This is a genomic window from Marinovum sp. J2-8 (genome assembly GCF_055808435.1).
In genome coordinates this window covers 14422-34547 of record NZ_JBVVRZ010000002.1, presented here as the reverse complement: position 1 = coordinate 34547, position 20126 = coordinate 14422, and the positions used below count along the sequence as shown (strand labels likewise).

Genomic DNA, 20126 nt, shown 5'->3' with positions numbered 1-20126 from the left:
CAAGATGCTGAAATTTCGCCACAATTCGGCGTAAACCTTGTCAGGAATGCGGCGAAAATCTAACCTACCCTCACTGTCAAACGAGGGAATTTTGATGATCGTTCTGCTTGGTCTCGCGGTGATGGCCGCATTGGATTGTGTGATCTTCCGTGTCATCCTGGCACCAGAAGAAGACTGATCCGCCTGCGCGTTTCTCCACAGCCAACTGCGCGTTTCTCCACAGCCAAAGGCCGGCCCCGCTCTCACACCCGGCAGGCCTTTCTCGTTCAAGCTTTGACAAATCCTCTGGATGTCGGATGTCACCGCTAAATGTCAGATGTCCCTGTGCCGCCCCGAAATCCGGTGGCGACAACAAATTTTTCGCTGGAATCCGCGCGCGAACTGGGCGGTTTCACATTCACCACCTTGGTGAAATTCTGCTTCAACAGCTTCTGCAAATCGCCCTCGGCACCGCCAGCCAGAACCTTGGCCACAAATGTGCCGCCCTCGTCCAGCACGTCAAATGCGAAATAGGCCGCAGTTTCACACAGATGCATGATGCGCAAATGGTCGGTCTGTTTGTGCCCGGACGACGACGCCGCCATGTCGGACATCACCACATCCGCCTTGCCGCCCAACCAGGCCTTGACCTGATCATCCGCACCCTCATCCAGAAAATCGAGCACATGCAATTCCGCCCCGGCAATCGGCTCGATCTCCTGCAAATCAATCCCGAGGATCGTGCCAACCGCCTTGCCTGAGCGTTCGCCAAGCGCATTGATGCGCTTCACCGCCACCTGACACCATCCCCCCGGCGCACAGCCCAGATCGACAACCCGGGCGCCCGGCACCAAAAACCGATATTTCTCGTCCAGCTCAAGGATCTTGAACGCCGCACGCCCCCGGTATCCCTCGGTCTGGGCGCGTTTGACATAAGGATCGTTCAATTGCCGTTGCAACCAACGGGTCGAAGACAGGGTGCGCCCGCGCGCGGTCTTGACCTTGACCGTCAAATCACGCTGCCCGCGCCCGGATGTATTCTTGCCCGTGGGCGACTTTCCTGTGGGTTTCTTGGCCATTACGTCGCCCTCGATGCTTCTTCTGTTCAAAAATATCCTGGGGGAGTCGCGCTTGCGCGACGGGGGCAACGCCCCCAAACTCCGCCCGAAGGGCTCCTAAAGCGCGCAGAGCGCTCATTGTCAAAGCGGCGCAGTATCAAACTGCGGTGGAAATCTCAATACGGCCCGTCTTCCAACACCCCATGCGCCGACATCTGCGCATAAAGCAGCCCCTCACGCAAACCCCGATCCGCCACCGACAGCCGATCCGTCGGCCAGGACCGCAACAACGCCTGCAAAATCGCCGCCCCTGACATGATCAGCGCCTGACGATCCTGCCCGATCCGCGGATCTTTGCGCCGCCCCTCCGGGCCCAACTCCAGATATTGGTTGATCACCTTGTCGATCTGATCCGAACTCATCCGCAGACCATCCACCTTGGTCCGGTCATAGCGCTTCAACCCCAAATGGCTGGCGGCCACCGTGGTCACAGTGCCAGAGGTGCCGACAATCTGAAAACCCTCCCGCGCCTGCACATCCTTGTACGGCGCAAAATCAGCGAGGTTTTCCTCAAAGAACCACGACATCAACGCATAGCGCGCCGCATCGTCTTCGACATCGTTGAATTGGTCGCGCAGGGTGGCAACGCCAAGCGGCACGGAAATCCAATCCACCACCCGCGCCACCGGAAACGGGCTGCCGGCATTCTGAAACCCGGTGTGCAGCCGCATGATCGCGCGCGGTCGGTCCTGATTGGGCACCGCCGACAAATCAATCCACACCAATTCGGTCGAACCGCCGCCAATATCCACCACCAGCAATTGATCGGTCTTGGTGCTGACCAGCGGCGCACAGGAAATCACGGCTAGCCGCGCTTCTTCTTCCGGTTCAATAATCTCAAGCTGAAGCCCGGTTTCGCGTTGGACATATTTCACCAGATCGCGGGCGTTTTTGGCGCGGCGACAGGCCTCTGTCGCCACAAGACGCATGTTCTGCACCTTATGCCGCCGCAGCTTCTGGCCGCAGATTCGCATCGCCTGAACCGTGCGCCCGATAGAGGCGCGGCTCAACCGTCCGGATCGTTCCAGCCCAGACCCGAGTTGCACGGATTTGGAGAAACTATCGACCACATGGAACTGACTGCCCTTTGGCTGGGCAATCAACATGCGGCAACTGTTCGTGCCCAAATCCAGCGCAGCATAAAGCGCGTCCGGAGCGGGCGGTCGTGGCGCGGGGCTCTCTACCGGTTTCGGGAAAGCGCCCGCACCTTTGGGACGCCTGGACGCCATTGTAACGCCCTCCGAGTATCGTGTTGCCTTTGAGGATAGGCACGACCCTGCTGGCGTGCAAGCGGCCATCTGGGTCTGGCCTTAATTCTTTGTGACAGATCGCACAGACCCTTTTACCACCCGACATGAGCCACACTCATGTTCTGCATGAATATTATGAGCTGCGCCTTGGGTTCCTTCGCGGATCGCAACCGCCTATCCATGCGAAATCGTCCATTGGGCCAAACCGAGGTCGCGGATCAGCGGTGTTCGGTCGAAATTGGAACGTGGCGCAAATCCCCCCTGACTTATTCAGGGATTATCGGAAAAGGGGAATCAAATGGCTGATGTGACAGTGGTTTACTGGCGGGACATTCCGGCCCAGGTCATCGTTGGCAAAGGCCGCCGCGCCGCCAAGGTGCCGCTGCCCGAACGTTTCGAACAGGCCATTGACCGTGCCGCAATGAAGGTCGGCGCCGCCGACACCGATGCCTATCTGGCCGAATGGCGCAAAGCCCCCCCTTACCCGGTCGACGGAGACGCCGCAGATGTCGCAAAGGCCGAGGCCGCGCGACTGGACGGTGAATATGATCAGGATCGGATAAAGACCCTGATTGCCAATGATGGCTGGGCCTGAGACCCGGCTGTCGCGCAGACGCAGTACCCTGCGCACCATAAGGGGGGCCGCAATGGCTTTGTTGAACTTCAAACGGCGTGACACACCGATGATCGCCACCTCTTCGCCGGTGGTTGCCGATTTCATTGATGGCTATTCGATCGAGGTCATGCCGCGCACCGCGCAAAAGATCAGCGATTTCCGCGACCTCCTGGCGCCGGGCACCCGCGTCTATATCGCCCATATCGACGGCACCCCCATCGACGACATGGTGGCCACCGCCCGCCGTTTGGCCAATGATGGCTTTACGGTCATGCCGCATTTCCCCGCCCGCATCATTCGGGACCGCGCCACGTTGGAAAACTGGATCGCCATGTATCAGGGCGAGGCTGGTGTGAACCAGGCGCTCTTGCTGGCCGGTGGCGTGAAGGAGCCGCAGGGGGATTTCGACAATTCCATGCAGCTTCTGGAAACCGGATTGTTTGACCGCGCCGGGTTCAAACGGCTGCATGTGGCGGGCCACCCCGAAGGCAACCGCGACATCGACCTTGACGGCTCTAACGCCAATGTCGAAGCCGCCCTGCGTTGGAAAAACAAATTCAGCGAAACCACCGATGCCGATATGGCGCTGGTGACGCAATTTGCATTTGAAGCGGCGCCGATCATTGCCTGGGCCGATGGGGTGCGCGCCGCCGGTATCACCCTGCCGATCCATGTCGGTGTGGCCGGTCCAGCCAAATTGCAGACCCTGATCAAATTCGCCATTGCCTGTGGCGTGGGACCGTCGTTGAAGGTTTTGCAGAAACGGGCGATGGATGTGACCAAGCTGCTCTTGCCTTATGCGCCGATGGATGTGATCACCGACCTCGCCAATCACAAGGCGGCCCATCCCGACTTTAACGTCGAGGCCTTGCATTTTTTCCCGCTGGGCGGGATCACGGCAAGTTCTGAATGGGCCACGAACCATGGCGGCAACGCCAGCAAACCCGTGACCGGGGACTGAGGAATAACATGCCGACGCTGCTTTTCGATCTTGATGGGACGATGTTGAATTCCGACCCAATCCATATTCAGGTCTACAAGGAACTTTGGGCGTCGCGCGGCATGGATCTGACCGACGAAGGCTATATGCGCGATATGCATGGGCGGCTGAACGTCGACATCTACGCGGATTTTCTGCCGGATGAACCGGACCCACAGGGATTGAGCGACTGGAAAGAGGCCCAGTTTCGCGACCGTCTGCCGCGCCCCTATCCGGCGATGCCCGGTGTGACCGCATTGGTGAAAGAGGCGGTTGCAAATGACTGGCCACGGGCGATCGTGACCAACGCCATGCGGCTGAACGCCGAGGCGATGCTGGATGCAATTGGCCTGCGCCAATACTTCGACGTGATCGTGATTGGCGAGGAATGCCCGCGCGGCAAACCCGACCCCTACCCCTATATCGAAGCGATGCGGCAACTTGGCGTTTCGCCCAGCAGTGCCATCGCATTCGAGGACAGCCCATCGGGGATGCGTGCGGCGCGGGCCTCTGGCGCTTATAGCGTCGGCATCCGCTCCGCGCTGGACGACGAGACCCTGCGCCAGGCTGGCGCCTTCGAGACCTTGCAAGATTTCACCGATCCCGCGCTGCCGGCCATTCTGGCGCGCCTTACAGGAGCATTGATATGACCCGCACGATTGTCGAGTCAAAAACCAAAACCGCCGTCATCGGATTTGACGAACCGTTCTGTGTGATCGGCGAGCGTATCAACCCGACCGGACGCAAGAAACTGGCAGCAGAGCTTGAAGCGGGCGATTTTTCAACCGTGGAAAAAGACGCGCTGGCACAGGTCGCCGCCGGGGCAAATATCCTCGATATCAATGCCGGCGTTGTCTACAACTCCAACCCGAATCCGAATGAAACCGAACCGCCGCTGATGACCAAGATCCTGGAAATGGTTCAGGGGCTGGTTGACGTGCCGCTCTGCATCGACAGCTCTGTGCCTGCGGCGCTTGAGGCCGGATTGAAGGTCTGCGAAGGCCGCCCGCTGCTGAATTCCGTAACCGGCGAAGAAGAGCGGCTGGAATTCGTGCTGCCGCTGGTGAAGAAATACAATGTGCCCGTGGTGGCCATTTCCAATGACGACACCGGGATTTCCGAAGACCCGGATGTGCGTTTTGCCGTGGCCAAGAAGATCGTCGAACGCGCCGCCGATTTCGGCATTCCGGCCCATGACATCGTGGTCGACCCGCTGGTGATGCCGATTGGGGCCATGGCAACCGCAGGCAAACAGGTTTTCACCCTGGTGCGTCGTTTGCGCGATGAGCTGGGCGTGAACACCACCTGTGGCGCGTCAAACATCTCTTTTGGGCTGCCCAACCGCCACGGCATCAACAATGCGTTTCTGCCGATGGCCATGGGCGCCGGCATGACCAGTGCGATCATGAACCCGGTGGCGATGCCCGTGACACAAGCCAGGATTGCAGCGAAAAAGGCCGAAGTCGAAGCTGCCGGCATCATCCTGCCTGCGGAAATCGACGACGAGACCTTTGTGACGTTGTTTGGGCTGGGGTCGATGCAGGCCCGTCCCGGCAGCGAGATGGAGGCGATCCGCGCCGCCAATCTTCTGACCGACAATGATGCCCATGGCGGGGCCTGGATTGCGGCCAACAAACTGCCGGTGAAAGCCGGTCAGGAAGGCCGTGGCCGTAGCGGGCGCAGCGGTGGACGCCGCCGTCGCGCCTGACGTCACGGAACCCGGGGGCGCTGCCCCCGGACCCCCGGGATATTTTTAGTCAGATGAAGCTGATAGCCCAGAGCGCACTCAGCGGCCTTCGTATTCCGCCGGGCGTTTTTCCATAAAGGCCAACACGCCTTCCTTGAAGTCGCGGGTCTTGCCGCATTTGCCTTGCAGGCGCGCTTCGAGCAGCAATTGTTCGTCCAGAGTATTGTCAAACGAGCCCCGGATCGCCTGTTTCAGATGGGCATAGGCGGCACCCGGACCTTTGGCCAGATGCAATGCGCGGGCCCGCCAATGATCGGCAAAGGCGTCGTCTGCAACAGCCTCCCAGATCATGCCCCAGTCGCTGGCCTGCGTGGCGGTGATCTTGTCCGCGAACAAAGCCGCGCCCATGGCCTTGGCCGTGCCCATTTGCCGAGGCAGCCAATAGGTGCCGCCAGCATCAGGGATCAGACCGATACGGGTAAAGGCCTGAAGGAAAAACGCGCTTTCGGAGGCAATCACCACATCCGCCGCCAGTGCCAGATTGGCCCCTGCACCCGCCGCCGCACCGTTAACGGCGCTGATGGTCGGGATCGGGCAATCGTAGATCGCCCGCAGCATGGGCACATATTCGTCGCGCAGCACCCGCTCCAGGTCCATCGCCGCCGCAGAACGCGCGTCGCCAAGGTCCTGACCGGAACAGAACGATGTGCCCGCGCCCGTCATCACCAATGCACGTGCCTTGTCGCTGCAGGCGCGTACCGCATCGAGGATTTCAGCCCGCATTTGGGTGTTGAGCGCGTTTTTCACATCGGGTCTGTTCAATGTCAGAACCGCAATGTCATCGGCGATCTCCAGCGTGATTGTATCGTACTTCATGGCCTGCGCCCCTTTGTCCCGGATTCGGAGGCGAGACTGGCGCAAAGGCCGGGGACTGACCAGAGAAAACGCAGCGTTACGCTGCGGCGCGGCGCCAGTCTTCCAGCGCTGGATTGCTATCCCGCGGCGTGGCATTGTCGATAGTTCCGGGCTCGGCCATATCTTCCAGCTGGCGCAGGTTTTCCACCACATCCGGCACCCGGGATACGGTTTGCGCCAACTCGCGCCGGAATTCCTGGCCCTTGGCCTGATGGCGGGCCCCGAAGTAGAAGCTGACAATGGCGCCCAGAAGCCACCAAAGCGGTTCCGGCACCAGCGCAATCCCCTGCATCCGCGCCGCAAACCAGATCGGATCGACCATCGCCGACACGAAAAGCCCCAGCGTCCCCAAGGCCAGCGCCGGACGTGGCAAGCGATTGACTGCATCCATCAGCCGATCGAACCAGCCCCGGCGCACGACGCGGAACTCCTTGCCGAATTGTTCCAAAGTGGCGGTGTGCAGCGCGGATTGGCGATCTGCGCCATTTTCGGCATTTTCGCGAAACACCTCGACCGTTTCGGCCAACACGTTGCGCCCGCCGCCAAACACCAGTGACAAAAGCCGTTCCATCAATGCCATGCCGCCACCCGCCGTTCAAATTCAGTCTGACTGAGGTGATACCGTGGCGAGACAAATTCCTCGGCCCGTTTGATCCAGCCGCCTTTGCCCCCGGCGCGCGTGCGGGCGAATTTGCGGCTGTTGGGGCGCTGATCCGCGAGGCGAAAGTAATAGTTGCGCCGCGCAATCCCATAGGCATCCGCAAAGTAACGCGCGCCGTTCAATTCGGCCTGCGCAGCCGCTGCAGCGGTCTGGGGTCCAATCGCGCCGTCCACCGCCACGTCATGGCCCATGTCACGCAACAGCCGTTGCAGGATTTTCACCGCATTGGCGCCGGCGTTGACATACATGTCAAACACACTGGCCTGAATGCTGGTCGGCAGTTGCGAAATACCGGGCCGGATAAAGTAATGGCGGACAAAGATATCCACCGCCTGATCGCGGCCAAGTTTTTGCACGTCCTGCACATCGACGTCGCCATCGCCGTCCAGATCCAGCCCCAACCGGCGCATGGTATGGATGGTCACACCATGATTTGTCGCGCCACCGGGATCGTCGGGATCATTCACATAGCCGCCTTCGCGGGCGACAATTTCATCGGCAATTTGCCGGACAGAATGTTGCAGCATCTTCGCCTCACTTGCCTGTTGTTCACGGCAAATCTGGCGACGTTTCGGTTAATGGCGGCTCATCTGGGCGTTCGGTGGTCGAACCGGGATTATCCTTCGGGCTCTTGATAGACGCCTTGTTCCTTCAGGGCATCCACCACTTCGCGCGGCATGTATTTTTCATCATGTTTTGCAAGAATTTCAGAGGCTTCAAAGACACCGTTGATGTAGTTTCCGGTGCCGACCATGCCCTGATTTTCGGCAAAGAGATCCGGCAAAATCCCTGATAGCTGACCGGGACAATCGCATTTCCATCGGTCACACGGAACTGTACGCGATTGTCGCCGCCCATGCTGATAGAGCCTTCTTCGACCAGACCGCCGATGCGGAACACTTCTGATTCGCGCGGCGGGTCTTCGACCACCTGGGTTGGCGAGCGAAAGAAATTGATGCCGTCCTTCATCGCATAACCGATAAGCCCGGTGGCCAGCGCCAGTGCCACGGCGGCAACCGCAACGATCTGAATACGGCGTTGCTTCTTCAGGTTCTTCATGTCGCCTCGCGTCTGTTACGGAAACAGCGGCGCCATCATCAGCCCGGCGGTTTCCTCGATCCCCAACATAAGATTGGCGTTTTGAATGGCTTGTCCAGAGGAACCCTTGGTCAAATTGTCGAGTGCGACAATAACGATCGCCCGCCCGGCAATCCGATCCCCGGTCACACCGACGTGGACAAAGTTCGAACCGCGCACATTATGGGTGCTGGGGGTTTGACCAAAGGGCAGCACCTCAAGGAAGGGTTCATCGGCATAGGCCTGCACAAAAGTGTCGTGCACCTGCGCCGCATCGCCACTGACATAGGTGGTGGCAAGGATACCGCGGTTGGCCGGCATCAGATGCGGGGTGAATTGCACCTTGACCTCCCTGCCCGCCAAGGCGCTGAATTCCTGATCAAATTCACCCAGATGCCGATGCGTGCCACCGACGGCATAGGCATTGTAGCCCTCGCTCAATTCGGCATGCAGCAGGTTTTCCTTCAGGCTGCGGCCCGCGCCCGACACCGCGCATTTCATATCAAGGATGATGTCATCCAGCCCAATAACCCCGGCCGCAATCAGCGGCCGCAGGGCAAATTGCCCGGTTGCGGCGTTACAGCCCGTGCCGGCAACCAGCCGCGCAGTTGCAATCTGGTCGCGATAAAACTCGGTCAGGCCGTAAACCGCCTCATCCTGTTGATCCAGGGCGGCATGGGGATTGCCGTACCATTTTTCATAATCCGCCGGATCGCGCAGCCGGAAATCCGCTGACAGATCAACGATCTTCAAGCTTTTCGGCAGGTCGCGGATCACTTCCTGGCTGGTCTTGTGCGGCAAGGCGCAAAAACAGAGGTCGATGGTCGAAAAATCAATCTCGCCAATGGTGACCAGATCGGGCAACGCCATGTGGCGCAGATGTGGGAACACATCCGCCATTTTCATTCCGGCCTTACGGTCGGCGGCCAATGCGGCAATTTCCAACTCTGGATGGGTGGCAATAATCCGGGCCAGTTCGGCACCAGTATAGCCGGACGCGCCGATAATGGCGATTTTCTTGGTCATTTTGGGTCTCCCGCTCGGGATTGAGGACATATCGTGCCAATCCCCCACTTCCTAGGGGCAAATCACGCATGTGGCTGAATTCAGGCTTTGAGGAAATCTATCTTTCGTCGCAGGAACCGGGTCGCCCCCTGGCTGACCTTGGCCGGATCGCCGGTGGTCAGGAATTGCGTGGCCGCACCGCCGCCGATCATATGCGGATGGCGTGTCAGGTAATCTGCCAGGCTTTCCGCCACGATATTGGCCTGACTGAACACCATGACATCCGGGCCAAGCGCGTCCTGAAACACCTCTTCCAGCAGCGGATAATGGGTACAGCCCAACACCGCCGCCTGGGGGGTCGGCATCTTGCGTTTCAGGGCATCAACATGGCTGCGGACCAGCGCCTCGGCCAGGATCAGATCACCCTCTTCGATGGCATCCACCACGCCGCCACAGGCCTGGGCCTCGACATCGACGCCAATGGCACGAAACGCCAGTTCGCGCTGGAACGCCCTGCTGGACACGGTGGCCGGGGTGGCAAACAGCGCCACATGTTGCAACGACACCTGACGCGGGGGCGATTGATCGCCCCATTGCCGCTCGGTCAGGGCCTCGATCATCGGCACAAAAACACCCAGAACGCGTTTGCCATGCGGCACACCGGCCTCTTGCATGCGGCGCAACGATGCCGCGCTGGCGGTGTTGCAGGCCAGGATCACCAGATCACAGCCACTGTCCCAAAGAGCCGTCACCGCAGCCTTGGTCAGATCGTGAATATCATCGGCGGTGCGCACGCCATAAGGCGCATGCGCGCTGTCGGCATAATAGGTAAACGGCACATCAGGCAGGCGGTTCGCCAGCACCTCCCATACTGTCAAACCACCCAGTCCACTGTCAAAAATTCCAACTGCCATGCGCGTTTACGACCTGTGCCGCTCCTCAAACTCGAACCCGTATTCATAGGATTCATAGGGTGTTGGCGACAGTTCATACGTGGCCTGACGCAGATAATCCATCATGGCACGGCCATCTTTGGCCCGCGCATTCAATTCCGCACGATCAATCGGGGTGCCGATGGACACCCGCACCGGCGTATTCACACGGCGGCGGAATTCCTGAATCAACAACCCCATCCGCAACGTATTGTGCATATGACTGGCCAATTGAAACAACCGCGAGGTATGGCCGTCAAAATAGATCGGCACCACCGCCGCATCGGATTTGGCAATCAACCGCGCAGTAAAGGTGCGCCAACCGGGATCCATCGGCCCTGGCTGAACGGTTTGGTCGCCGTCGACACCGTTCCACCGGGAAAGATGCCAATCGCGCCGCCCCCCGCCAAATAGGACATCGCGGTCTTGCGGGTTTCGATATTGGTCATGACCGCATCTTTGGTCTCGGAAAAGTCCACCGGCAGGATAATCCGGTCCAGCTCTTCGGCCTTGCGGAAAATCTTGTGCGCCAGAATGCGAAAATCGCCGCGCGCCACCGACAGGATATGGCCCAACATCAAACCATCCAGAATACCATAGGGATGATTGGCAATCACGATCAACGGTCCATTCTGGGGGATATTGTCCAATGACCCTTGAACAACATCCAGCCCCAGACCGTAACGCTCTACGATAACCTGCCAAAAATTCTGGCCTTGCGCGACGGCCTTTTCATAGCCGTCGGCGCGTTTGATCAGGCCCAGTCGCCCGGTGGCATTCTCCATCAATCGGATCATGGCCCGACCGCCGCGTGTTTGCGCGGAATAGGCATAAGAGATGTCACTGGCGACCTGCCGCTTGCTCGGCATGGCATGACCCTTTTTTGGTTTTCTCCTTACTTACATCGCTTTTTGGCCAGCTTCCAAGTAAATTGCGACGTTACTCTGCCGCACGTTTCATTTCCGGCCCGCCGCTGCGGATCACCGCCAGCAATGCTTCGCGCTGTTTGGCGGCCTTGGCTTCGTTCTTTTGTTTGACCGGGCCAAAACCACGAATATCAAGCGGCAGCCGGGCAAGCGCGATGATCGCATCACGCGTATTGGCGTCTAGCTTCGCCAGCACCTCGTCCAAATCGCGCTCGTATTGCTTGATCAGGGACCGCTCCATCCGGCGTTCTTCCGAATAGCCGAAAATATCCAGCGGCGTGCCGCGCAGGCGTTTCATCCGCGCCAAAACCTTCATCGGGCCCAGAAGCCATTCGCCAAACATCCGCTTCACCGGGCGACCATCCGATCCCATCCGGCTCAGGATTGGGGGCGCCAGATGGAAGGTCATCTTGAAGTCGCCCTCAAACGTGCCCCGGGCCTTGTCGCGACTGTCACGCATCAACCGCGCAACTTCGTATTCGTCCTTGTAAGACAGAAGCTTATGATACCCCATTGCCACCGCTTCGCGCAGCTCCGGATCGCTGATCCCGTCCAGACGTTTGGTATAGCGTCTGGCCAACCCCTTGCCCTGATAAGCCACAAGATGGTCGGCGCGGAACGCGATTTTTTCCTCCAGCGATTTCGGCAAGGCCACCACATTCGGCTGGCCCAGCTTGTCGGCCTCTTCCGGGTGCAGCGCCGCCCAACGGCCAATGGCAAAGGCACGTTTGTTGCGTTCGACTGCCTGACCGTTCATTTCGATTGCGGTCATGATGGCCCCTTCGGTCAGCGGCACAAACCCCTTTTGCCAGGTCGCGCCGAACAGGATCATGTTGGAATAAATCGAATCCCCATCACCGCCCGCGCCAGTTCCGATGCATCGAACAGCGTCACGCGGTCTTTCAGCCGGGCCTCAAGTGCAAGCTGCAACCTGTCGGAAGGAATGGAAAATTCGGTATTTCGGGTGAAATCCCCAGTGATGATTTCGTGGCTGTTGACCACACCGCCGGTGCGCCCGGTGCGCATCAGGCCGATGGTCTTGGCCCCGGCAGAAACCACCAAATCACCACCGATCAGCGTGTCCATTTCGCCGGTTGCGACGCGAATGGCGGAAATATCACCGGGTTTGTTGGCCAAACGGCAATGGATATGCACCGCGCCGCCCTTTTGCGCCAGACCGGCCATTTCCATCATGCCGGCGCCTTTGCCGTCCAGCTGCGCCGCTTGCGCCATTACCGCGCCAATGGTCACAACGCCGGTGCCGCCGACACCGGTGATCACCACATTGAACGTACCGTCAATCGCCGGCAGGACCGGTTCAGGCAGATCCGGCAGGTCCAATTCCTGGGTCGCGCCCTTTTTCACGGTTGCGCCCTCGACCGTCACGAACGACGGGCAAAACCCTTTGAGACAAGAGAAATCCTTGTTACAGGCCGATTGATCCACCGCCCGCTTGCGGCCCAATTCGGTCTCTTCCGGCACGATGGCAACACAGTTTGATTGCACCCCGCAATCACCACAGCCCTCACAGATGTCTTTGTTGATGAACACCCGTTTGTCCGGGTCGGGGAATTGCCCGCGCTTGCGGCGACGACGTTTTTCGGCGGCACAGGTCTGGATATAGACGATGGCCGACACGCCCTTGATCTCGCGGCATTGTTTCTGCACCAATTCCATGTCGGCACGTTCTTTTATTTCAATGCCTTGCGGGAACTTCTTCAGGTCAACATCTTCTTTTTCGTCATAGACGACAAAGATATCCTTCACCCCCATCGCCTTGATCTCGTTCACGATACGATAGGGCGACAACTCGCCTTCATTCGGCTGGCCGCCGGTCATGGCAACCGCGTCGTTATAAAGGATTTTATAGGTGATATTGGTCCCGGCCGCCAAAGCCGCCCGGATCGCAAGCGAGCCCGAGTGGTTGTACGTCCCGTCGCCGAGGTTCTGGAACACATGGCCGGTCTTGGAAAACGGCGCCTCGCCGATCCAGTTCGCCCCTTCGGCGCCCATATGGGTGAACCCGGTGGTTTCGCGGTCCATCCATTGCACCATATAGTGACAACCAATCCCGGCATAGGCGCGCGACCCTTCCGGCACCTTGGTGGACGAGTTATGCGGACAGCCCGCGCAATAATACGGCAGTCGCGACGCGATTTCGCTGGCATTGTCACCGGCGCGCGCCTCGTTCAACGCGGCCAGACCGGCGCGAATGCCGTCGGTGCCGCGCCCTTCTTCGATCAGGATATTGCCCAGTTTCTCGGCGATCCAGATCGGGTCAAGCGCGCCGCGCGTCGGAAACAACTCGTCGCGATGCATCCCGCCAGCGCCGCCCTTGTACCAGCCATACACCCGGCGCCCCTGACGGTCGTCAAAGATCGCTTCTTTGACCTGCACTTCGATCAGTTTGCGTTTTTCTTCAACGATCACAACCAGATCGAGGTCTTCCGCCCAATCATGGAACCCCTGCATATCCAGCGGAAAGGTCTGGCCGACCTTATAGGTCGTGATGCCCAGCCGCTCGGCCTCGGCCTCGGTCACATTAAGCAGCGCCAGCGCATGTTGCAGATCAAGCCAGTTCTTGCCCGCAGCCACAAAACCGATCTTGGCCCCCGGCTTGCCCCAGACGCGTTTGTCCATCTTGTTGGCGTGGGAAAATGCCTCGGCGGCAAAGCGTTTGTAGTCAATCATCCGGGTTTCCTGGGCATGGGGGGTGTCCCCCAACCGGATGTTCAACCCGCCCTCGGGCATATCGAATTTTGGCAGAACGAAATTCAACCGATGGGGATCGCCATCGACCACGGCCGTGGTTTCGATTGTATCCTTCATGGTTTTCAGACCAACCCAAAGCCCGGAAAATCGCGAAAGAGCAAAGCCATAGAGACCGTAGTCAAGGATTTCCTGCACGCCCGCCGGGCTGACCACTGGCATATAGGCATCCACAAGCGCCCATTCCGATTGGTGCAGCACGGTCGAGCTTTCGCCGGTATGATCGTCGCCCATCGCCATCAGCACCCCGCCAAGCGCCGATGTGCCCGCCATATTGGCGTGGCGCATCACGTCGCCGGACCGGTCCACGCCGGGGCCCTTGCCGTACCACATGCCGAACACACCGTCGAACTTGCCTTCGCCCCGCAATTCCGCCTGTTGTGCGCCCCAAAGCGCGGTGGCGGCCAGATCTTCGTTCAGGCCGGGGTTAAACGTCACATCCGACCCGGCCAGCCATTTGGCGGCCTTGGTCATTTGCAGATCCACCGCCCCCAGAGGCGAGCCGCGATAGCCGGTGACATAGCCCGCCGTCGAATGCCCTGCCGCCACATCCCGCGCCTTTTGGGCCAGCATCAACCGCACCAAAGCCTGGGTGCCGTTCAACAACACCGGCGATTTCGTCAGGTCGAATTTATCATTCAGGGAAATTCTCTGCTCGCTCATGGACCCCTCCCAAGGTGGCTGGCTGTGCATTGATATAGTGCGATAATAGGTCATAATAACTGACCTTACGAGGGAAATTTATGGAATTTTCCCATGTTAGCGCCACATCAATGCTTTACAGACATTTCTTGCATTACTATGCCGCAACCAACACGAAAGTTATTGGTATGGATTGGGATAAACTCAAAATCTTTCACGCCGTGGCGGACGCCGGCAGCCTGACGCATGCGGGGGATGTACTTCATCTGTCGCAATCTGCGGTGTCGCGTCAAATTCGCGCGCTTGAGGAAAGCCTGAACACGACGCTGTTCCACCGCCATGCCCGCGGATTGATTCTAACGGAGCAGGGTGAATTGTTGTTCGACGCGACGTCGTCGATGGCAAAACGGCTGGATGCCGCCTCTGCGCGGATCCGTGACAGCGAAGAAGAGGTGTTTGGCAGCCTGCGGGTGACCACGACCACCGGCTTTGGCTCGCTTTGGTTGGCGCCGCGTCTGGCGAAGCTTTATGAAAAATACCCCGATCTCAACATCGACCTGATGCTGGAAGAACGGGTGCTGGATCTGCCCATGCGCGAGGCCGATGTCGCCATCCGCATGAAGGAACCAAGCCAGGCCGATCTGGTGCGCAAACGCTTGATGAGCGTCTGGATGCGGCTTTATGCGACCCCCGCCTATCTGGCGAAATACGGAACACCAAAGTCGCTTGATGATCTGGCCAGCCACAGATTGATCTGCCAGCGCACCATTCCACCCAGGTTGGTGCCGGTCAAAGCTTTGTTCAGATGCTGCTGACCAACGATGTGCGCTCGACCTTGACCGTGAACAATTACTTTGGTGTGCTTCAGGCCGTGCTCAACGACCTGGGGATCGGCGTGTTGCCGCATTATGTCATCGAAGATTTCCCATCGGTCGTCCGTGTTCTGGACGACGAAGAAAGCAGCGAAATCCCTGTTTTCCTTGCCTATCCCGAAGAATTGCGACAATCGCGCCGGATCGCGGCCTTTCGTGACTTTGTTCAGGAAGAGATTATCGCCCATCGCCGCCAGATGCGCGGATAGGCCTGCCGCCGCCCCCGTGATCGGGGCGAATGTTCATCATTTTGGCACTTCATGAATGAGGTATGCGTGCAACGCATATCAACTATGCTGCATGCGCGACATGAAAAGTCTTGATCGTTCGCACCTCGCCCATTATTTCCGCTTTATGAAATTGAACGGCGCAAGCTTGGACAATTTCATACCTCCCTGTTGGACTTCGGCCGAGCTTAGTGCTCGGCCTTTTTTTGCGCTCAATTCATTGGCAGGTCTGCGTAACGCCGCGACACTGCGCATATTGCCGACAGTCCCCCATTTTCACGACCCGGCCCCGGTGACCGATACACCAACCGGACGCCCGTCTGATCGCCCGCCTGGAACCGTTTTGACCGGGCTGCCCTTGCCCAGCATGGGCCAACAAATCTGCCCGAGACAAAATCGCGCGGTGAAACCCGCATTGCCCCGCGCACGCCCATGGCGTAAACACCGGCCAAACCGCAGCCCCAGGGATCAAACGTCTATGCAAGAGCCAGCCATCACCCCCGAATTGATTGCATCACATGGGCTGAAGCCGGACGAATACGACCGCATTCTCGACATCATCGGCCGCACCCCCAGCTTTACCGAGCTTGGCATCTTTTCGGCCATGTGGAACGAGCATTGTTCTTACAAGTCGTCCAAGAAATGGCTGCGCACCCTGCCGACCGAAGGACCACAGGTTATCTGTGGCCCGGGGGAAAACGCCGGGATCGTCGATATCGGCGATGGTCAATGTGTGGTCTTCAAGATGGAAAGCCACAACCACCCGTCCTATATCGAACCCTACCAAGGCGCGGCCACCGGCGTCGGTGGTATCCTGCGCGATGTGTTCACCATGGGTGCCCGCCCGATTGCGGCAATGAACTCTCTCAGCTTTGGCGAGGTGTCCCACCCCAAGACCAAACAATTGGTCAATGGCGTGGTCGAGGGCGTGGGCGGTTACGGCAATTGTTTCGGCGTGCCCACCGTCGGCGGCGAGCTGCGTTTTGATCCGGCGTATAACGGCAACTGCCTTGTGAACGCCTTTGCCGCCGGTCTGGCCGACACCGATGCGATTTTCTATTCCGCCGCCTCCGGCGTCGGTATGCCGGTTGTCTACCTCGGTGCCAAAACCGGTCGTGATGGCGTCGGCGGCGCCACCATGGCCAGCGCCGAATTTGACGACACGATCGAGGAAAAGCGCCCCACCGTACAGGTCGGCGATCCCTTCACCGAAAAACGCCTGATGGAGGCGACGCTGGAGCTGATGCAAACCGGCGCTGTGATTTCCATTCAGGACATGGGCGCGGCGGGCCTCACCTGTTCCGCCGTTGAAATGGGCGATAAGGGGCAATTGGGCATCCGGCTTGACCTTGAATTGGTGCCAGTGCGCGAAGAGAACATGACCGCCTATGAAATGATGCTGTCGGAAAGCCAGGAACGCATGTTGATGGTGCTGCGCCCGGAAAAGGAAGCAGTGGCCAAGGCGGTCTTTGACAAATGGGATCTCGATTTTGCCATTGTCGGCGAAACCATTGCCGAGGATCGTTTCCTGATCGTACACAATGGCGAGACCAAGGCCGATCTGCCGCTGTCGCAACTGGCCTCCACCGCGCCGGAATATGACCGTCCCTGGGTGGAAACCCCGCCCGCCGAAGCGCTGGCCGATGTGCCGGAAATTGATGGCATCGACGGGCTGAAGGCGCTGCTTGCCTCGCCCAACTATTCTGCCCGCAACTGGGTGTTCGAACAATACGACAGCCAGGTGATGGCCGACACGATCCGCGTTCCTGGTCTTGGCGCTGGTATCATCCGGGTGCATGGCACGCCCAAGGCGCTGGCCTTCACCTCTGACGTGACGCCGCGCTATGTGTTCGCCAACCCGTTTGAGGGCGGCAAGCAAGCGGTGGCAGAAGCCTATCGCAATCTCACCGCTGTCGGGGCCAAACCATTGGCCACCACCGACAACATGAACTTTGGCAACCCCGAGAAACCCGAAATCATGGGCCAGTTCGTGGGCGCGATCAAGGGCATCGGCGAAGCGGTCAAGGCACTCGACATGCCCATCGTGTCGGGCAACGTATCGCTTTACAATGAAACCGACGGCACCGGCATCCTGCCAACCCCCACCATTGGCGCGGTGGGTCTGATCGAAGACGCGGACCAGGCCATTTGCGGCACCGCGCGCGAGGGGCATGTGCTCTTGATGCTGGGCGAGGCCGAGGGCCATCTGGGCCGTTCCGCCCTTCTGGCCGAGGTGTTTAACCGCACCGATGGCGATGCGCCGCATGTTGATCTTGACGCCGAGCGCCGCGCCGGGGATTTCATCCGTGACAATCGCGACTGGATTGACGCCTGCACCGATATTTCCGACGGCGGCATGGTGCTGGCCGCCTATGATCTGGCCGAGGCTGGCGATGTCGGCCTGACGCTGGATGTCACCGACACGCCGCGGCTGTTTGGCGAAGATCAGGCGCGTTACCTTATCGCCTGTAGTTTCGACAAGGCCGAAGCGCTGATGATTGCTGCGGGCAAGGCCGAGGTGACATTGACCAGTGTCGGGCGTTTCACCGGCAGCGAGATCACCATCGGCGCCTCTTCGGCCCCGGTTGCGGATTTGCGCGCCCTGTCGCGCGCCACATTGCCCACCCTGTTCGCATAAGTGCATGGCGCGGCGGCTTACCTTTCTGATTGGCGCGCACAAGACCGCCTCGACCCATCTGCAACGTTCGTTGGTGGCCAATCGTGCGGCGCTGGCCCCCGAGGGGGTTGGCGTGATCGGCCCGATGCCAATCGGCGCGGATATCCTGCCGCTGTCCAACCTGCTGCGGGGCCGCGCCGATCCCGCACTTCTGGCGCTTGCGGCAGATGGCTTTTTGGCAAAACAGGCGGGCGATGCAACGGACATCGTTTTGATGAACGAAAACATTGTCAGCCCGACTTTGGCCCCGGACATGGGGCTGGATGACAATCAATTCTACAAATTCGCGCCCGGCCGTCTGAAACGTGTGCTGCAATTGTTTCCCGACCACGACATCCGCGTTGGCATGGCCATCCGCAGCCCCGACAGTTTCCTTGTCTCGGCCTGGCAAGAAAACATGAAAGGCCATGCTTTCCGCCCATTCCGCAACTATCTGGGCCAGACCGACGTGACACAGCTCAGCTGGTGGAAACTGGTCAAGAGATTGCGACAAGCCATTGGGGATACACCGCTTTTCCTTTGGCGGTATGAGGATTATCCCGCCGTGGTGCCCGCTGTCCTGACCCATTGCATCGGCGCGGCCGCGGCCAAGGTGACAATGCAGGACAGCGCCGCCAATCCCGGCTTTTCCGCCGCAGCGCTGGAATTTCTGGCCCGCCAAGGCCAGGTAACCAAAGAGACGACCGCAGATGCGCTGGCGCGCTTTCCCAAAGGCCCTGAAAATCCGCCGTTTCAACCGTGGAACGACGCGGAATTGCGCGCCATGTCAGAGCGTTACGCAGAAGACCTCGACAAGATTGCCACCCGGGGCATCGCAACGCTCCTGCGCCCGTGAACACTGGCCACTTGCCATCCCGCCGCCCCAACCTTAAATTCTGTCCAAACTCCAAGGGACCACCATATGCCAATTGATGCGACCGAAATCGAAAGCCTGATCCGTCATGCCTTTCCCGATGCCAAAATCATCGTTCAGGGCGATGATGGCCAGCATTTTGCCGCCGAGGTGATCGACGAGAGCTTTCGCGGCATGAACCGCGTGCAACAGCAACGCGCCGTGAACGCCGCCATCCGGGCCAAGCTCGACAGTGGTGAATTGCACGCGCTGGCGCTGACCACGCGCGCACCGGGCTAGCGCCATGGATGCGGTGCTTTTGACCCTGCTGGGGGTGGCGATTTTCGGGGTAACAGTGTTGTTGGCCCGTCGCGCGATCCGGGCGGACCAGGGCAAAACGCGCGGCAGCGAACCCGGCTCGGGTTACCATGTTCTTCATACACAATATTCCTCGGGTCTGGGTGGCCAAAGCCACACAACCAAAGTGCCCCGCGATCCACAGGAATACGCCAAACGTTTCATTCCGAAGGGAAAAAGCAAATGACCGACGTCAAAGACCAAATCCAGGACACCGTTGCAGCCAATGACGTGGTGCTGTTCATGAAGGGCACCAAGGAAATGCCGCAATGCGGATTTTCCAGCCGTGTGGCGGGTGTGCTGAATTACATGGGGGTCGATTTCAAGGACGTGAATGTCCTGGCCGATGATGGCATCCGTCAGGGGATCAAGGATTTCTCTGACTGGCCGACCATTCCCCAGCTGTATGTCAAAGGCGAGTTTGTCGGCGGCTGTGACATCATCACTGAAATGACGCTTTCGGGCGAGCTGGACACCATGTTCGAAACCAACGGCGTGACATTTGACAAAGACGCCGCTGAAAAGATCCGCGAAGCAAACGGCTAAGCCGCCGCAGATCGCAATCACGGGGTGGTGCGCAGCCACCCCGTATCTGTTTCTCGCGT

The 20126-nt window shown here is 59.3% G+C and carries 16 protein-coding genes and 4 pseudogenes; 10 read left to right on the top strand and 10 right to left on the bottom strand.

Features of this window, described 5'->3' with window-relative positions:
- Positions 1–305 precede the first annotated feature (305 nt).
- Together AC0L4F_RS06050 and AC0L4F_RS06045 are read right to left on the bottom strand one after the other, a co-directional pair.
- Entirely contained in the window at positions 306–1058 is a 753-nt protein-coding gene (locus tag AC0L4F_RS06050) for an RlmE family RNA methyltransferase (RefSeq protein WP_244686461.1), read from the bottom strand.
- 155 nt (positions 1059–1213) lie between these two features.
- Positions 1214–2326: a Ppx/GppA phosphatase family protein gene (locus AC0L4F_RS06045; RefSeq protein ID WP_244686459.1), complete on the bottom strand. Its 1113-nt coding sequence runs from the start codon at positions 2324–2326 to the stop codon at positions 1214–1216.
- A 319-nt stretch (positions 2327–2645) separates the two neighbouring features.
- Between AC0L4F_RS06045 and AC0L4F_RS06040 the strand changes: the two genes are divergently transcribed.
- The 4 genes from AC0L4F_RS06040 to AC0L4F_RS06025 are packed head-to-tail and all read left to right on the top strand — an operon-like array spanning position 2646 to position 5650.
- Positions 2646–2942, top strand: a complete 297-nt coding sequence (locus tag AC0L4F_RS06040) for a virulence factor (RefSeq protein ID WP_244686457.1) — start codon at positions 2646–2648, stop codon at positions 2940–2942.
- A gap of 52 nt (positions 2943–2994) precedes the next feature.
- Positions 2995–3924 (top strand): methylenetetrahydrofolate reductase, encoded by a 930-nt coding sequence (locus AC0L4F_RS06035; RefSeq protein WP_244686454.1) that lies wholly within the window; start codon positions 2995–2997, stop codon positions 3922–3924.
- Between the two features lie 8 nt (positions 3925–3932).
- Positions 3933–4592, top strand: a complete 660-nt coding sequence (locus tag AC0L4F_RS06030; RefSeq protein WP_244686452.1) for an HAD family hydrolase — start codon at positions 3933–3935, stop codon at positions 4590–4592.
- Complete coding sequence (locus AC0L4F_RS06025) at positions 4589–5650, top strand: methyltetrahydrofolate cobalamin methyltransferase (RefSeq protein WP_244686450.1); 1062 nt, start codon at positions 4589–4591, stop codon at positions 5648–5650. The genes AC0L4F_RS06030 and AC0L4F_RS06025 overlap by 4 nt, the downstream gene beginning before the upstream one ends.
- Before the next feature lie 78 nt (positions 5651–5728).
- Here the strand turns inward: AC0L4F_RS06025 and AC0L4F_RS06020 are convergent, their stop codons facing one another.
- From AC0L4F_RS06020 to AC0L4F_RS05985, 8 genes and pseudogenes are all read right to left on the bottom strand, one after another.
- Positions 5729–6505: an enoyl-CoA hydratase-related protein gene (locus AC0L4F_RS06020; protein WP_244686448.1), complete on the bottom strand. Its 777-nt coding sequence runs from the start codon at positions 6503–6505 to the stop codon at positions 5729–5731.
- Positions 6506–6581: 76 nt separating this feature from the next.
- A complete protein-coding gene (locus AC0L4F_RS06015) occupies positions 6582–7124 on the bottom strand; it encodes a holin family protein (protein ID WP_244686446.1) in 543 nt (180 codons plus the stop codon).
- Positions 7115–7732, bottom strand: a complete 618-nt coding sequence (locus AC0L4F_RS06010; RefSeq protein ID WP_244686444.1) for a holin-associated N-acetylmuramidase — start codon at positions 7730–7732, stop codon at positions 7115–7117. Before AC0L4F_RS06010 ends, AC0L4F_RS06015 begins: the two co-directional genes overlap by 10 nt.
- Before the next feature lie 89 nt (positions 7733–7821).
- Positions 7822–8264, bottom strand: a pseudogene (ccmE, locus tag AC0L4F_RS06005) (cytochrome c maturation protein CcmE).
- 15 nt (positions 8265–8279) lie between these two features.
- Positions 8280–9308 (bottom strand): N-acetyl-gamma-glutamyl-phosphate reductase, encoded by a 1029-nt coding sequence (gene argC, locus AC0L4F_RS06000; RefSeq protein ID WP_244686442.1) that lies wholly within the window; start codon positions 9306–9308, stop codon positions 8280–8282.
- A gap of 80 nt (positions 9309–9388) precedes the next feature.
- Positions 9389–10201, bottom strand: a complete 813-nt coding sequence (locus AC0L4F_RS05995; protein ID WP_244686440.1) for a glutamate racemase — start codon at positions 10199–10201, stop codon at positions 9389–9391.
- 6 nt (positions 10202–10207) lie between these two features.
- Positions 10208–11088 (bottom strand): annotated as a pseudogene (locus AC0L4F_RS05990) (lysophospholipid acyltransferase family protein).
- 70 nt (positions 11089–11158) lie between these two features.
- Positions 11159–14577 (bottom strand): annotated as a pseudogene (locus AC0L4F_RS05985) (indolepyruvate ferredoxin oxidoreductase family protein).
- Between the two features lie 167 nt (positions 14578–14744).
- Between AC0L4F_RS05985 and AC0L4F_RS05980 the strand changes: the two are divergent.
- The 6 genes and pseudogenes from AC0L4F_RS05980 to grxD all read left to right on the top strand — a co-directional run bounded on the left by AC0L4F_RS05980 (position 14745) and on the right by grxD (position 20067).
- Positions 14745–15637, top strand: a pseudogene (locus tag AC0L4F_RS05980) (LysR family transcriptional regulator).
- Between the two features lie 496 nt (positions 15638–16133).
- Positions 16134–18293 (top strand): phosphoribosylformylglycinamidine synthase subunit PurL, encoded by a 2160-nt coding sequence (purL, locus tag AC0L4F_RS05975; protein WP_244686438.1) that lies wholly within the window; start codon positions 16134–16136, stop codon positions 18291–18293.
- A 4-nt stretch (positions 18294–18297) separates the two neighbouring features.
- Positions 18298–19167, top strand: coding sequence for a hypothetical protein (locus tag AC0L4F_RS05970; protein ID WP_244686436.1), 870 nt, complete (start codon positions 18298–18300; stop codon positions 19165–19167).
- A 66-nt stretch (positions 19168–19233) separates the two neighbouring features.
- A complete protein-coding gene (locus AC0L4F_RS05965) occupies positions 19234–19464 on the top strand; it encodes a BolA/IbaG family iron-sulfur metabolism protein (RefSeq protein ID WP_244686434.1) in 231 nt (76 codons plus the stop codon).
- 4 nt (positions 19465–19468) lie between these two features.
- Positions 19469–19708, top strand: a complete 240-nt coding sequence (locus tag AC0L4F_RS05960; protein WP_244686432.1) for a hypothetical protein — start codon at positions 19469–19471, stop codon at positions 19706–19708.
- Positions 19705–20067, top strand: a complete 363-nt coding sequence (gene grxD, locus AC0L4F_RS05955) for a Grx4 family monothiol glutaredoxin (RefSeq protein WP_244686429.1) — start codon at positions 19705–19707, stop codon at positions 20065–20067. Before AC0L4F_RS05960 ends, grxD begins: the two co-directional genes overlap by 4 nt.
- The last annotated feature ends 59 nt before the right edge of the window (positions 20068–20126 follow it).

Coding starts and splice junctions, on each gene's coding strand:
- AC0L4F_RS06050 (WP_244686461.1), bottom strand. CDS start 1,058: ATGGCCAAGAAACCCACAGGAAAGTCGCCCACGGGCAAGAATACATCC.
- AC0L4F_RS06045 (WP_244686459.1), bottom strand. CDS start 2,326: ATGGCGTCCAGGCGTCCCAAAGGTGCGGGCGCTTTCCCGAAACCGGTA.
- AC0L4F_RS06040 (WP_244686457.1), top strand. CDS start 2,646: ATGGCTGATGTGACAGTGGTTTACTGGCGGGACATTCCGGCCCAGGTC.
- AC0L4F_RS06035 (WP_244686454.1), top strand. CDS start 2,995: ATGGCTTTGTTGAACTTCAAACGGCGTGACACACCGATGATCGCCACC.
- AC0L4F_RS06030 (WP_244686452.1), top strand. CDS start 3,933: ATGCCGACGCTGCTTTTCGATCTTGATGGGACGATGTTGAATTCCGAC.
- AC0L4F_RS06025 (WP_244686450.1), top strand. CDS start 4,589: ATGACCCGCACGATTGTCGAGTCAAAAACCAAAACCGCCGTCATCGGA.
- AC0L4F_RS06020 (WP_244686448.1), bottom strand. CDS start 6,505: ATGAAGTACGATACAATCACGCTGGAGATCGCCGATGACATTGCGGTT.
- AC0L4F_RS06015 (WP_244686446.1), bottom strand. CDS start 7,124: ATGGCATTGATGGAACGGCTTTTGTCACTGGTGTTTGGCGGCGGGCGC.
- AC0L4F_RS06010 (WP_244686444.1), bottom strand. CDS start 7,732: ATGCTGCAACATTCTGTCCGGCAAATTGCCGATGAAATTGTCGCCCGC.
- argC (WP_244686442.1), bottom strand. CDS start 9,308: ATGACCAAGAAAATCGCCATTATCGGCGCGTCCGGCTATACTGGTGCC.
- AC0L4F_RS05995 (WP_244686440.1), bottom strand. CDS start 10,201: ATGGCAGTTGGAATTTTTGACAGTGGACTGGGTGGTTTGACAGTATGG.
- purL (WP_244686438.1), top strand. CDS start 16,134: ATGCAAGAGCCAGCCATCACCCCCGAATTGATTGCATCACATGGGCTG.
- AC0L4F_RS05970 (WP_244686436.1), top strand. CDS start 18,298: ATGGCGCGGCGGCTTACCTTTCTGATTGGCGCGCACAAGACCGCCTCG.
- AC0L4F_RS05965 (WP_244686434.1), top strand. CDS start 19,234: ATGCCAATTGATGCGACCGAAATCGAAAGCCTGATCCGTCATGCCTTT.
- AC0L4F_RS05960 (WP_244686432.1), top strand. CDS start 19,469: ATGGATGCGGTGCTTTTGACCCTGCTGGGGGTGGCGATTTTCGGGGTA.
- grxD (WP_244686429.1), top strand. CDS start 19,705: ATGACCGACGTCAAAGACCAAATCCAGGACACCGTTGCAGCCAATGAC.